Below are 14,496 nucleotides of genomic sequence, written 5' to 3'. Positions count from 1 at the left end.
GAGCGGCTTTTTTTGTGTATTTCCAGGAAAATTTTAGGAAGGCATAATGGCCCGGAACAGCAAGAACAATCCGCCCGACAGAGCCATCGTGACCGGCAGGGTGAGCACCCAGGCCAGAGCAATGTTGCGCACCATCTGCGGGTTCAGGTTCTTGATGCCGCGGTTGGCTACCATGCTACCCGCAATGGCCGAAGACAATACGTGCGTAGTAGAGGACGGCAGGCCTAGGCCCGAGCTAACCCCAATCATGGTAGCGGCTACCAGCTCCGAGGAAGCGCCCTGAGCATAGGTTAGATGTTCCTTCCCGATACGCTCGCCAATGGTTTTCACAATGCGCTGCCAGCCCACCATGGTACCAACAGCCAGAGAGATGGATACAATCACGAACACCCAGGTAGGGGCGTAGTCCGTGAAGCCTTTCATATCCTTTAGGCCATCATCCAGCGTTTTCCGGTCCAGTGTGCTCAAGCTTACTTTGTCGCTGCTCTGAATCTTTTTGGCTTTGTTGGAAAGCAGCAGAATAGCGCGACGAATCTCAAAGCGAGCGTTCTGCGGCAGCTCTTCCACCCGCGTTTTTTCGACAAATACCTGGTCGAGGATGTTGGTCTGAGTGCGGATATCGGCTACGTTTTTACGGTCATCGGCACTTAGGTCCCCTACATTTATCTTGCTCATTACCTGCTCCACGCGCACTAGTGAGTCGCGCATATCCAAGGGGTTCTTGGTGTGGTCGAGGGCGAAATAGGAGGGCACGATGCCAATCAGAATCAGCATAATCAGGCCCACACCTTTCTGTCCGTCGTTGGAGCCGTGGAAATAGCTTACTAGCGTACAGGTTACAATCAGTATCAGGCGGATCCAGAGGGGTGGTGGTTTGCGCTTATGCGGCTCCTTAAAGATGGTTTTGTTTTTCACCAGGCGCTTCAGCAGGAACATCAGCAGGATGGTGAGTGTGAAGCCAAACACCGGCCCGATGATAAGTGCCAGGCCCGTTTCGCCGGCTTTGCTCCAGTTCACGGCCGCGTCGCGGGCACCGGGCAGGAAGCTGTAGGCAATGCCTACTCCCAGAATAGACCCAATAAGAGCATGCGAGCTGGAAGCCGGAATGCCGTAGTACCAGGTGCCCACGTTCCAGATAATAGCGGCCAGAATAAGGGCTGCTACCATGGCAATGCCGTGGTACACATTCTGATCGACGAGGCTTTCCACCGGGAGCAGATACACAATGCCCATCGCCACGGCAATACCGCCCGTGAGCACCCCGATGAAGTTCCAGAATGCCGACCAGACGACTGCCACCCACGGCCGCAGGGTGTTGGTGTAAATTACCGTCGCAACGGCGTTAGCCGTGTCGTGGAAGCCGTTTACAAATTCAAACGCGCAAGCTGCCACCAAGCAGGCGATTAGCAGCAATAGCACATGAGGCTCTAAGCCAAACATAAGGGGGGGATTGGTGAAGATTCAGTTTCGGTAAACAAAGGTAGGACCGCCCAAAGGGGGCGCAAGATTATGAAATTGTTACCGTACTCGCCGGACACCCTGTGTAATGAGCCGCTAAACGCAAGAACCGATGTTGGGTTTAACCCGAAGGCCTGATGCACAGTAAATTATTGAGTGGCAGCGCCTCTGGGCTATTTGTGTAGGCCAGGCTAGGGCACAAGCTAAAGCTTTGGCTACTTTTGCTATTTCAGTACCCAAAAGAAGACTGTAGAGCCCGCCGGACTGCCGCATTCAGCGGTTGAAGGCCACCGCCGACCTAGCAGCTCACTTCTTTCGGCTTACGAACCACTACGTACCTAGTACCTACTTTTCCCTCATGAGCAACGAGCAGAAATCCGCCGCCACGGCCGAGAGCACCCTGGCCGATATCGTGTCGCACGCCAAGGAATACGGTTTTGTATTCCCTTCTTCGGAAATCTATGATGGCTTGGCTGCCGTGTACGACTATGGCCCCAACGGCGTGGAGCTCAAAAATAACCTGAAGCAGCTCTGGTGGAAGGCCATGACCCAGCTCAACCAGAACGTGGTGGGCATTGATGCGGCCATCTTTATGCACCCGCTCACCTGGAAAGCCTCCGGCCACGTGGATGGCTTCTCCGACCCCATGATTGATAACCTCGACAGCAAGAAGCGCTACCGCGCCGATGTGCTGCTGGAGGAGCGCGCCGCCGAGTACGAGAAAAACAACGAAATAGCCCGCGCTGAAACCTTGCTGGCTGAAATGGGGCGGTTGCTCACGGCCGAGGACCTAGCCGGCGTTAAGCAGCTCATCATTGATGAGCAGATCCTTTGCCCGGTTTCCAAGACCAGCAACTGGACCGACGTGCGCCAGTTCAACCTCATGTTCTCGACGCAGGTAGGCGCCGTGGCCGAAGACTCCAGCAAGATTTACCTGCGCCCAGAAACGGCTCAGGGCATCTTCGTGAACTTCCTGAACGTGCAGAAGTCGGCGCGTCAGAAAATTCCGTTTGGCATTGCCCAGATCGGGAAGGCCTTCCGCAACGAGATTGTGGCCCGCCAGTTCATCTTCCGGATGCGGGAGTTCGAGCAGATGGAAATGCAATTCTTTGTGCGCCCTGGCACCGAAGGCGAGTGGTACGATACCTGGAAGGCTACGCGCCGCCGCTGGCACGAGGCCCTGGGCCTGCCCGCCGACAAACTCCGCTTCCACGACCACGAGAAGCTGGCCCACTACGCCAAGGCGGCTGTTGATATCGAGTATGAATTCCCCTTCGGCTTCAAGGAAATTGAGGGCATTCATTCCCGCTCCGACTTCGATCTGACCCAGCACCAGAACCTGAGCCGCAAAAAGCAGCAGTACTTCGATAACGACATTAACCCTGAAACCGGCAAGCCCTACGGCAACTACGTGCCCTACGTGGTAGAAACCTCGGTGGGAGCCGACCGCCTATTCCTGGCCACGCTCTGCCAGGCGTATCAGGAGGAAACCATCACCGAAGGCGAAGGCGAGAAGCAGCAAACCAAAACCCGCAAGCTGCTGCGCCTGCACCCCGCCGTGGCGCCCATCAAGGCCGCTATTTTCCCGCTGGTGAAAAAAGATGGCCTACCTGACAAAGCCAACGAAATCTATAACTCCCTGCGCCACGACTTCCGGTTGGTGGTAGAGGAGAAGGACTCCATCGGCACGCGCTACACCCGCCAGGACCTCATCGGCACTCCCTTCTGCATTGCCGTTGACCACCAGACCCTGGAAGACAACACCGTAACCGTGCGCCACCGCGACTCGCGCGAGCAAACGCGCATGCCTATCTCGGAACTGCGCAGCTACATTGGCGAGGCCGTGAGCTTCTCCCGTATTTTCGAAAAGCTGTAAGCAGGTACTAGTTCCTTAGCAACGCAAAAGGCCGCCGGAGCAATCCGGCGGCCTTTTGCGTTGCTACAACATGTTGTGGTACTAGGTCTTAATTCTCACTTAACCACTGCACAGCGTCGCGGTGGGAGGTAAAGTAATTGAACTCTACCTGCGAGGAAGGAAGCGTGGAGGAAGCAATGGAATTACCAATCTGATACTGGTACTGGCCTTCTGAGACTACCGCGGCTATAAACAGTGGGCGCGCCAGCTGCTCAGGCAGCACAGTCGCCAGGGGGCCAGTCAGCTCGTCGTCCTCATCAGTTGGGGTCGCGTTGCGCTTCAGGTCCAGTAAAAGCTTGCCTACGTTATGAGCCAGCATCTCTTCCAGCGCCCGGTGGTAGGCCTGCCCGAAAGAGACCGATAGCCGGGTAGCATTGTAGTTAAGATGCAGAGTCTCGGAATCCGCGTTGTACGTAAGCGAGGCGTCCGGGGAATAATACAAAGTCATGGAAAATGAAAAACAACAACCAATAAGCGTTAAAGTACAATTATTGCCCGAGGTAACTTACTGGGATACCTGCTTTTACGACATAAATAGCATAAAAAGTTCTCTATATTCAGAACAAAAAATGAAATTATTGCTAACCTCCTTTTTCAGACTCCTTTACAAACGAGAAGGTTAATCGCTGTGCACTAACCGCATAGCTGCGGGGCGTTGTGTACCTTTGCTGCATTTTAGCAGCCTATGTGGAGGAACCTCGCCCTGTTTGTCATTAAGAACCGCCGTTTGCTCATCGGGCTTTTGGCCGTGATTACCGTGTTTATGGCGTGGGAAGCTCGAAAGGTGCAGATGACCTACGACTTTGCCCAAGTGGTAAGCCCTACGGATCCGGACATGGTGTACTTCCAGAAGTTCAAACGAACGTTTGGCGAGGATGGCAACGTACTCGTGCTGGGCATGCAGGACAGCTCCGTATACAAGCTCGGTAACTTCAATGAGCTGCGTACCCTCACCGATACGCTAAGTAAGGTAGAAGGCGTAACGGGCATTTTGGGCGTTACGCGCCTGCCGAAGCTGGAAAAAGACACGGCTAGCCAAACCTTCCGGGCCACGCCCATCTTCCGCAACTTTCCGCAAACGCAGCCTGAGTTGGACTCGCTGATGCGGGTAGTAAACGCTCAGGAGTTTTATAAAGGCCAGCTGATTTCGCCCATTACCGGAGCCACGCTGCTAGCCCTCACCATGGATCCCAAGTACCTGAACTCCTCGCGCCGCGAAGCCGTGATGCAGGAGATTCTGGGCCATGCCGAGCGGTTTCAGAAGAAAACGGGCATCAAAATGCACTACGCTGGTCTGCCGTACGTGCGTGCTACCATGACCACGAAAGTGGCCAGCGAAATGAAGCTGTTTGTGGGCCTGACCATTGTGATGATGGCTCTCACGCTGTTCATGTTCTTCCGGACCTGGTCGGCGGTGGTGTTCCCGCTTCTCATCGTGCTCATCGTCGTGACGTGGTGCATTGGCTCCATGGTGCTGCTGGGCTACAAAATCAATCTGCTCACGGGCCTGATTCCGAGTATTATCATCGTAATCGGTATTCCGAACTGCACCTACCTGCTTTCCCGCTACCACTACGACTACCGTAAATCGGGCAACCAAGTGCTGGCTATGGCGCGGGTGGTGCGCAAAATTGGCTTAGTAACCCTGATGAACAATACCACCACAGCCATCGGGTTTGTGGTATTCTGCTTCACCAACATTGCCATTCTGTATCAGTTCGGGCTGGTGGCCACCGTCAATATTTTCGTGGCCTTTATGGTCTCGTTTATCTTGATGCCCATCATCTTCACCATTCTGCCACCGCCCACGCCCAAACAGCTGGAACACCTGGAGGCCAAGCCGCTTACTAAGCTGTTGGAGTTCTTCGACTACCTAGTGTTGGAGCGCCGTGGCACCGTGTACCTGACGGCTGCCGCCCTGGTCGTGCTGGCTTCGTTTGGCGTGATGAAGGTGAAATCAGTGTCGTATATGGTAGATGATCTGCCCAAAGACTCATCCGTCAACTCCGATCTGAAGTTCTTTGAGCAGCATTTCAACGGCGTAATGCCCCTGGAAATGGTAGTGGATACTGGCAAGCCCAAAGGCCTGCTGAAGCTGAAAACGCTGGAGCGGATTGACCGCCTGGAAAACTTCCTGCGCACCCAGCCCGTGCTTACTACCCCCGTCAGTGTGGTAACCTTCCTGAAGGCCTCTACGCAGGCCTTTTACAATGGCTCCCCGGAGTACTACCGCCTGCCCGATAACTCCGAGAAAAACTACATTTTCAGCTACTTAGCGCATTCTCAGTCGACGAAGGGCAGCGAGGGCCAACTGACCAGCAAACTGCTGCGCTCCTTCACCGACAGCACTATGCAGCGGGCCCGCATCTCCCTGAAGATTGCCGATATCGGCTCGCACAACCTCGATACCCTGATCAACAACCGCATCAAGCCCGAAATCAACAAGATTTTCAACGGCACGGGTATGGATGTCAAGCTCACGGGCACTACCATCATTTTCACCAAAGGCAATGAGTACCTGATTGGGATGCTCAAAGAAAGCTTGGTAATTGCCTTTGTGCTAGTGGGTTTGGTCGTTCTGATTTTGTTCCGTAGCATCCGGGCGGTGTTCTTTACGCTGCTGCCCAATTTCTTTACGCTACTGCTCACGGGCGGCATTATGGGCTACTTCGGCATCCCGCTCAAGCCCAGCACAGCCCTGATTTTCAGCATAGCACTGGGCATTGATGGCGACAACTCCATTCACCTGCTGGCCAAGTTCCGGCAGGAAATGGCCGCTAATGGCCGCCGCGTGAAAGCTGCCATTAGCACCACGCTTTCGGAGGCCGGTACCAGCATGATTTACACCAGCATTGTGCTGTTTCTCGGCTTCTCAGTGTTTGCTTTTTCGGAGTTTGGCGGCACCAAAGCCCTAGGGCTTCTGATGTCGGCCAGTCTGCTGATAACCAACTTTTCTAACCTGATTCTGCTGCCCTGCCTGCTCGTTACTTTCGAGCACGGCAAGGACGAGGATGTTATCGACCAAACCGGTATTCGTCATTACGATGACAACTACCACGAGGAAGATGATGACCTCGAACTCAACTTGGATAGAATGCAGGTGCAGCCGAAACTGAACGATTAAAACCAGAACACAACTTAAAAAACCACCGTCATGCTGAGCTGGCCGAAGCATCTCTACTGCTTCATAGGCCAGTTAGCCAGCAGTAGAGATGCTTCGGCCAGCTCAGCATGACGTTCTGATACAACGACCCCACTCAATGAACTACCCCGAATACAAGCAGCCGCTCAACTATGGCCAGGTCGGCACCGATATCCTGGCGTGGTGGAAGCAGAACGGCATCTTTGAGAAGAGCGTAAGCACCCGCGAAGGGCAGCCTACGTTCGTGTTTTATGAAGGCCCGCCTTCGGCCAATGGCGCCCCCGGCATTCACCACGTGATGGCCCGGACCGTGAAGGACATCTTCTGCCGCTACCAGACCTTGCTGGGCAAGCAGGTAAACCGCAAAGGCGGCTGGGACACCCACGGCCTGCCCATTGAGTTGCAGGTAGAGAAGGAGCTAGGCATCACGAAGGAAGATATCGGCAAGAAAATCAGCATTGAGGAATATAACCAGCGCTGCCGCGAAACCGTGATGCGCTTCAAGGCCCAGTGGGACGACCTCACCGAGAAAATGGGCTATTGGGTTGACCTCGATGACCCGTACATTACCTTTGAGCCCGAGTACATTGAGACCTGCTGGGCCCTGCTCAAGAAGCTCTACGACAAGGGCTTGCTCTACAAAGGCTACACCATTCAGCCCTACTCGCCTGCGGCCGGCACTGGCCTAAGCTCGCACGAACTGAACCAGCCCGGCACCTACCGCGACGTAAAGGACACAACCGTCGTGGCCCAGTTCAAGGTGAAGCGCAACGAGAAATCGGAGGCCTTGTTCAGCAATGTCAAGATAGACGAGGTGCCGTTGGCTGCCTTGTATGGCGACAGTGCATCGGAGCCGGATGTGTACATCTTGGCCTGGACGACTACGCCCTGGACGTTGCCGGCTAACACTGGCCTAGCAGTAGGGAAGAACATTCCCTACGTGCTGGTGAGCACCTTCAACCCCTACACCTACGCCCCCGTTCGGGTGGTGCTGGCGGAGGCGTTGGTAGGAAAGTACTTCTCGGAGAAAGGCAAAAACGCTTCGTTTGAAGACTTCAAGCCCGGCGACAAAGTACTGCCTTGGCGCATCGAAAACACCTTAAAGGGCTCCGATCTGGTAGGCATCAATTACGAGCGTCTGTTCGGTCAAGACAAAGGCTTCCCAGCTTTCGAAGGCGAGGAGCGCGCATTCCGCGTGATTCCTGGCGACTTCGTGACCACCGAGGATGGTACCGGCATCGTGCACATCTCGCCCACATTTGGCGCCGACGACTTCCGGGCCGCTCAGCAGGCTGATGTGCCCGCGCTGATGGTAGCCGACGATGAGGGCAAGCTAGGCCCCATCGTGGACCGCACCGGCCGCTACGTGCAGCAAATGGGCGAATTCGGCGGCCGTTGGGTGAAAAACTACGATGGCCACGACCAGAGCGGCGCCGACTACAAGACCCTCGACGAAAGCATTGCCATCCGCATGAAAGGCGACGGTACGGCCTTCAAAGTGGAGAAGTACGAGCACACCTACCCGCACTGCTGGCGCACCGATAAGCCCGTGCTCTATTACCCCCTGGACTCTTGGTTTATCAAGACCACGGCGGTGAAAGACCGGCTCATCGAGCTCAATAAAACCATTAACTGGCAGCCCGCCAGTACCGGCACCGGCCGCTTCGGCAACTGGCTCGAAAACCTGGTTGACTGGAACCTGAGCCGCTCGCGCTACTGGGGCACGCCCCTGCCCATCTGGCGCACCCAGGATGGCACGGAGGAAATCTGCATTGGCTCCGTAGAGCAGCTGAAAGCGGAGATTGACAAGGCCGTTGCGGCTGAAGTCATGACCCATAACCCCTACGCCAACGGGGAGAAGATGGACCTGCACCGCCCCTACGTGGACGATATCTTCCTGGTATCGCCCTCTGGCCTGCCTATGTACCGCGAAACTGACCTCATCGACGTGTGGTTTGATAGTGGCGCTATGCCCTACGCCCAATGGCACTACCCGCTGGAAAACAGCGAGAAATTCCAGAAGAATTTCCCCGCTGACTTCATCGCCGAAGGCGTGGACCAGACCCGCGGATGGTTCTTCACTCTGCACGCTCTGGCCGTAATGCTGGAGGATTCAGTGGCCTACAAGAACGTAATGGCCAACGGCTTAGTGCTGGACAAAAACGGCAACAAGATGAGCAAGCGCCTCGGCAACGCCGTAGATCCGTTTGCGACCATCAGCCAGTTCGGGCCCGATGCCACGCGCTGGTACATGATTGCTAACGCCCAGCCCTGGGACAACCTCAAGTTCGACCTCGCCGGCATCACAGAGGTGCAGCGCCGCTTCTTCGGCACGCTGTTCAACACCTACTCCTTCTACGCCCTCTACGCTAACCTCGACGGCTTCCAGGCCCGCGAGTTTGACCGTGTGCCTTACACGGAGCTAAGCGAGCTGGACCGCTGGATTCTCAGCAAGCTACAGTCGTTGATTGTGGAAGTACGCGGCTATTATGATGGATACGACCCCACGAAAGCCGCCCGCGCCATTCAGGACTTCGTGACCGATCAGCTCTCCAACTGGCACGTGCGCCTCTCGCGCCGCCGTTTCTGGAAGGGCGAACTGTCTACCGACAAGCGCGCCGCCTACGAAACCCTGCAGGAATGCTTGGTGGTGGTTTCGCAACTCATGGCTCCCATTGCGCCCTTCTTCGCCGAATGGCTCTACAAGAACATGACCGACGGCATGCGCGAAGAAGCAGTGGCTAAAAACACGCCGCTGGCGCCTGAATCGGTGCACCTCACGCTGCTAGTGCAGGCCGATGAAACCCGCATCGATAAGGCGCTGGAAGAGCGCATGGAGCTGGCCCAGCGGATTTCTTCGCTCACGCACTCCCTGCGGAAAAAGTCGGTGCTGAAGGTGCGTCAGCCGCTGCAGCGCATCTTGGTGCCGGTGTTTAACGAGAGCACACGCGAGCAAGTAGGCAAGGTGGAAGACTTGATCTGTGCCGAGGTGAACGTGAAGCACGTGGAGTTCCTCGACGATACCAGCGGCGTGCTGGTGAAGTCGGTGAAGCCTAACTTCAAGCGCCTAGGTCAGCAGTACGGTGCTAAGCTGAAAGCCGTAGGCGCCCGCATCCAGCAAATGACGCCGGAGGAAATCAGCACCCTCGAAAAGACCGGCCAGCTGGCCGTAGAAGTCGATGGCGAAGTCCTTACGCTGGCTCCGGACGACGTGGAAATCCGGACCCAGGACTTGCCCGGCTGGCTCGTTGCCACCGACGGCCCCCTCACGGTAGCCCTCGACGTGACCCTGACCGATGAGCTGCGCCAGGAAGGCGTGGCCCGCGAGCTAGTGAACCGCCTCCAGAACCTGCGCAAAGACACCGGCCTGGAAGTACAGGACAAGATCCGGGTAACACTAGGTCACCAGCCGGAGCTGGAAGCAGCAGTGCAGTCGTTTGGCGACTACATCCGCGAAGAAGTGCAAGCGCTGGCCCTGAGTTTCGCGCCTGATCTGAACGGTGGTTCGGTGCTGGAATTCGACGAGTTCAGCGTGCCTGTGCAGCTACACGTGGCAACTGCCTGAGGCTGAGGTGCCAATCGGTTTTGTAAAAAGGCCGGTTGGCACACCAGCGTATAAAGCATTTCAACGTCTCTCTAAATCAGTTCAAAAGGGCACAAACAGCCTCTGCGAACATATACCATAGGCGCAGGAAAAGGAGTAAGCTGCAGAGCGGCGAAGTCCAAAATTCTTCGTCACTTTGTGCTAGGAGAGGAGCTAGGGGCCGAGACTGCACTTTTGTCAGTTGCTCATCTCACTTCTCGCTTCCAACCTCTCACTTCTACTGTATGAAGTACTGGAAATACTACTTGGTGGCCTTGCTGGTCATCGTCATTGATCAGCTCTCGAAGTGGGCCGTGAACCGCTACATGACCATGGGCATGCCCGGCGAGATTCCGCTGATCGGCGACTGGTTTAAGCTGCATTACACGCTGAACCCGGGTATGGCGTTTGGGGTGGAGCTGCCGCCGCCGTATGGTAAGGCGCTACTGACGCTGTTCCGCCTGGTGGCCGTTACGGGCATTAGCTACTACATCTACCGGCTCTGGAAACAGCATGCCCCCAATGGCCTTGTTATCTGCATTGCCATGATCTTGGGCGGGGCCATCGGCAACCTCATAGATTCCATCTTTTACGGCATTATTTACGACAACGCGCCTTTTGGAGTGCCCACACCCTGGCTGCATGGGCAGGTGATTGATATGCTGTACGTAGACATCTACGAAGGCATTCTGCCTAGCTCCTGGCCGCTGATCGGGGGGACGCACCTCTCGCTCTGGCCCATTTTCAACATTGCCGACTCGGCCATTTTTGTGGGGGTAGCGCTAATTCTGATTTTCCAGAACCGATTCTATGGCCACCACTTGGAGGAAGCGCACCCCATAGCGGCCGATGATGCCGCCGCTGCCCAGGCCCGCCGCGACGCGGAAGCCTCAGAGCTCGTGTAATGCTTCGGTTTAAAAGTTGAAAAGGCCTGCTGGAATACTCCAGCAGGCCTTTTTTATGAATCAGGTTACTAGGCCTCGTCTAGAAGCAAACTATCCTCAGGCTCGCTACTAGGGTCTGAGCAAGCGTAAACCGAGAGTGCTACCAGCGGGTGTGTACCAGCGGCTTGATGCGCTGCTCATAAATGTGGCGCACGGCCTGCATCTGCTCCGTAGTAAGGGCAGGTAGCTCGGCGGCTTGCAGGTTGGAGGCCAGCTGGCTGGGCTTGGAGGCGCCCGGAATCACGCAGCTTACTTCCTCAAACATCAGCACCCAGCGCAGGGCCAAGGGCGCTAGGTTCTCCTGGCCAGGAAACACCTGTTTCAGCTCTTCCACGGCAGCTAGGCCCGTTTCGTAATCTACGCCCGAGAAGGTTTCACCTTTATCGAAAGCGGCGCCGTCGCGGTTGAACTGGCGGTGGTCTTCAGCAGAGAAGGTGGTTTGGGGCGAAAATTTGCCGGTGAGCAGGCCGCTGGCCAGCGGCACGCGCACAATCAGGCCCACATCATGGCGCTTGGCTTCCTGGAACAATAGCTCCGCGGGGCGCTGTCGAAACATGTTGAAGATAAGCTGGATGGTGGTGACGTTAGGGAAGGTGAGGGCTTTAAGGCCTTCCTCCACTTTTTCCACGCTCACGCCTAGGTTCAGGATTTTGCCTTCCTCTTTGAGCCGATCAAACAGTTCAAAGATTTCGGGCCGGTAAAACACGTCGGTAGGAGGGCAGTGTAGCTGAATCAGGTCCAGGGTTTCGAGCTGCATGTTGCGCAGACTAGCCTCTACAAACTTGCGAAGTGCCGCGGGCTGATAGGCCTCATTGGTATGGGGCTGCAGTTGGCGGCCGCATTTGGTGGCCACGTACACGCGCTCCGAGCGGCTGCGTACCAAGCGGCCCACGGCCTTTTCGCTTTCCCCGTCGCCGTACACATCGGCCGTATCAATGAAGTTGATGCCGGAATCAACGGCGGAATTCAGGATGGCGTCGGCGGTTTCGTGGCTGAATGGCTCGCCCCATTTGCCTCCTACTTGCCAGGTACCCAGGCTGATTTCAGAAACGTTGAAGCCGGTTTTGCCGAGTTTGCGGTACTGCATGAGCTAGTAACTTGATGGATTGGTTGATATTCTGTGGAAGTTGCATACGCCGGATCGGCACGGCAAGCTACAGCGGGCCTGCCTATCTTTACTTTTTTCCGCTTCGTCTTTCGTTGCCGTGTCCCAGCCTATTCTCTCCGTTCGCAACCTGACCATCGATTTTCAGAGCCACCGCGGCAATACGCGGGCCGTGGCGGATATCTCCTTCGAGCTTCGGCGCGGCGAAACCCTGGCCATTGTAGGCGAATCGGGTTCAGGCAAATCCGTTACATCGTTGGCGCTGATGGGGCTGATTCCGCTGCCGCCCGGCCAGATTACCTCGGGTGAGGCCCGGTTTCAGTCGGAGGCGCTAGGGGAGGTTGATCTGCTAACCCTCACCGATGAGCAATTGCAGAAGGTACGCGGCAACGACATCAGCATGATTTTTCAGGAGCCGATGACCTCCTTGAACCCGGTATACACGTGCGGCAGCCAAGTAGTCGAAGCCCTGCGCCTGCATACTTCGCTCACTGAAAAGGAAGCTGCCGCCCGTACCGTCGAGCTGTTCACAATGGCGCAGTTGCCTAGGCCCGAGAAAATCTTCAGCAGCTACCCCCACGAAATCAGCGGGGGCCAGAAGCAGCGCGTGATGATTGCCATGGCCATGGCCTGTAACCCCGCCATCCTAATTGCCGACGAGCCCACCACCGCCCTGGATGTAACGGTGCAAGCCCGGATGCTCCGCCTCATCGACGACCTCCGTCGTCAGCACAACACGGCCGTCATTTTCATCACCCACGACCTAGGCGTAGTAGCAGAAATTGCCGACCGCATTCTGGTGATGTACCGTGGCCGCGTGGTGGAGCAGGGCTCGGTGCTCGACATCTTTACCAACCCGCAACACCCCTACACTAAAGGCCTGCTGGCCTGCCGCCCAAAACTTTCAGTTGGGCGAAAAAAATTACCCGTAGTAGCCGATTTTATGCAGGAAACGGCCGATGGAGGCTTCATTGCTACTGAAATTGGCGCAACGCAACTGCTTGCTACTGAAATTGGTGAGGTAAGCAAATCAGGCCCTCAACATGGAGCTGAAACCACCAAAACGTTTCCCGTGGAACATTCTGTTTCACGCCCTGTGGAACCACATTTCGGCCTAGAAACGGCCCCGGGGATAGAATCGGGCCAACCGTTGTTGGTGTCGGCAACGGGCCTAGCCCCCGACGGTGAGGCAACCTTACCTAATGCTTCCGAGCCTCAGGCTACTTCTGCGGCCAGTGAGCCTTTGGTAAGCCAAGCGCCCCAGAGCGTGCTTGCCCAAGCTCCGCTATTGCAGGTAGAAAACCTGAACGTGCACTTTCCCATTCGCAAGGGTTTCTTCCGCCGTACCACCGAATATGTACGAGCCGTGGATGGGGTGAGCTTTGACATTTACCCCGGCGAAACCGTGGGCCTAGTAGGAGAGTCGGGCTGCGGTAAAACCACACTGGGTCGGACGTTGCTACGGCTGGTGGAACCAACCTCAGGCAGTATTCTGTTCGAAGGAGTTGACTTAGCCACGCTGCCGGCCGAAGAGCTACGGCGCAAGCGACGGGAGTTTCAGATGGTATTTCAGGACCCCTATGCGGCCTTGAACCCCATGATGACCGTGGGCGAAGCTATACTGGAGCCGATGCGTGTGCACCACGTGGGCGGTACCCGGCAACAGCAAAAGGAGCGGGTGCTGGAACTGCTCCGGACGGTTGGGCTCAAAGATGAGCACTACCTCCGGTATCCGCACGAGTTCAGCGGCGGCCAGCGCCAGCGCATCTGTATTGCCCGCGCTCTGGCGTTGCAGCCCAAATGCATCATCTGCGACGAGTCCGTATCGGCGCTCGATGTATCGGTGCAGGCGCAGGTGCTCAACCTGCTCAACGACCTCAAACGTGAGTTCGGTATCACCTATCTATTCATCACCCACGACCTGTCGGTGGCCCGGTTTATGAGCGACCGGCTGCTGGTCATGCGTCAGGGTAAAATTGTGGAGAGCGGCCCCGCGGCTGAGCTCTACGCCAACCCCCAGCACGAGTACACCAAACAACTGCTGGCCGCTATTCCTAAAGATGAGCCCGCCGATATCCGGGCAGCCGTAGCTAGCCGCGCCTAGGTCGGCAAACAAGTCAAACCGGTATCTAGGCCGTCTTCAGTTCTGCTGTGGCCGGCTCGTTCATTAGCGTAGGGTAAAGCTCTTGGCCCTGCCTAGTAGCTCGCTTCTGCTTTCATTTGGTGGCAGGCTTTACGCATCTGGCCGCCCTAGTAACTCAACCGTAACCTCGGATTTTCGACTAGAAATAGTTATTCGCCGATATATTCCGTATCATCTCCTCGAGGCCCTTTTTCGGGCTGGATTAC

At 56.2% G+C, this 14,496-nt stretch carries 8 protein-coding genes; 5 read left to right on the top strand and 3 right to left on the bottom strand.

Annotated elements, in window-relative coordinates; translation table 11 throughout:
* Positions 1 to 33: 33 nt before the first annotated feature.
* Positions 34 to 1,440 (bottom strand): inorganic phosphate transporter, encoded by a 1,407-nt coding sequence (locus tag ACYVHC_RS08165; RefSeq protein ID WP_460613199.1) that lies wholly within the window; start codon positions 1,438 to 1,440, stop codon positions 34 to 36.
* A 376-nt stretch (positions 1,441 to 1,816) separates the two neighbouring features.
* Between ACYVHC_RS08165 and ACYVHC_RS08160 the strand changes: the two genes are divergently transcribed.
* A complete protein-coding gene (locus ACYVHC_RS08160) occupies positions 1,817 to 3,334 on the top strand; it encodes a glycine--tRNA ligase (RefSeq protein ID WP_460613198.1) in 1,518 nt (505 codons plus the stop codon).
* Between the two features lie 88 nt (positions 3,335 to 3,422).
* Here ACYVHC_RS08160 and ACYVHC_RS08155 read toward each other — a convergent pair whose 3' ends face one another.
* Entirely contained in the window at positions 3,423 to 3,821 is a 399-nt protein-coding gene (locus ACYVHC_RS08155; RefSeq protein WP_460613197.1) for a hypothetical protein, read from the bottom strand.
* Between the two features lie 237 nt (positions 3,822 to 4,058).
* Between ACYVHC_RS08155 and ACYVHC_RS08150 the strand changes: the two genes are divergently transcribed.
* From ACYVHC_RS08150 to ACYVHC_RS08140, 3 genes are all read left to right on the top strand, one after another.
* On the top strand, positions 4,059 to 6,497 hold the full coding sequence (locus tag ACYVHC_RS08150) for an efflux RND transporter permease subunit (RefSeq protein WP_460613196.1): 2,439 nt from the start codon (positions 4,059 to 4,061) through the stop codon (positions 6,495 to 6,497).
* Positions 6,498 to 6,633: 136 nt separating this feature from the next.
* Positions 6,634 to 10,080 carry an isoleucine--tRNA ligase gene (ileS, locus tag ACYVHC_RS08145; protein ID WP_460613195.1) on the top strand — a complete coding sequence of 1,149 codons (3,447 nt, stop codon included), beginning with the start codon at positions 6,634 to 6,636 and terminating at the stop codon, positions 10,078 to 10,080.
* A gap of 263 nt (positions 10,081 to 10,343) precedes the next feature.
* Positions 10,344 to 11,003: a lipoprotein signal peptidase gene (locus ACYVHC_RS08140; protein WP_460613194.1), complete on the top strand. Its 660-nt coding sequence runs from the start codon at positions 10,344 to 10,346 to the stop codon at positions 11,001 to 11,003.
* Positions 11,004 to 11,142: 139 nt separating this feature from the next.
* On the opposite strand, the gene ACYVHC_RS08135 is transcribed toward ACYVHC_RS08140, so the two are convergent.
* Positions 11,143 to 12,129, bottom strand: a complete 987-nt coding sequence (locus tag ACYVHC_RS08135) for an aldo/keto reductase (RefSeq protein WP_460613193.1) — start codon at positions 12,127 to 12,129, stop codon at positions 11,143 to 11,145.
* Positions 12,130 to 12,247: 118 nt separating this feature from the next.
* On the opposite strand from ACYVHC_RS08135, the gene ACYVHC_RS08130 reads away from it, so the two are divergent.
* The gene (locus tag ACYVHC_RS08130; RefSeq protein WP_460613192.1) at positions 12,248 to 14,251 is read left to right on the top strand and encodes an ABC transporter ATP-binding protein; all 2,004 of its coding nucleotides are present in this window, start codon (positions 12,248 to 12,250) and stop codon (positions 14,249 to 14,251) included.
* The last annotated feature ends 245 nt before the right edge of the window (positions 14,252 to 14,496 follow it).

It is taken from the genome of Hymenobacter seoulensis, from assembly GCF_054780535.1.
Note: the sequence above shows the minus strand (reverse complement) of the source record. Positions and strands in the feature narration are given on the sequence as shown.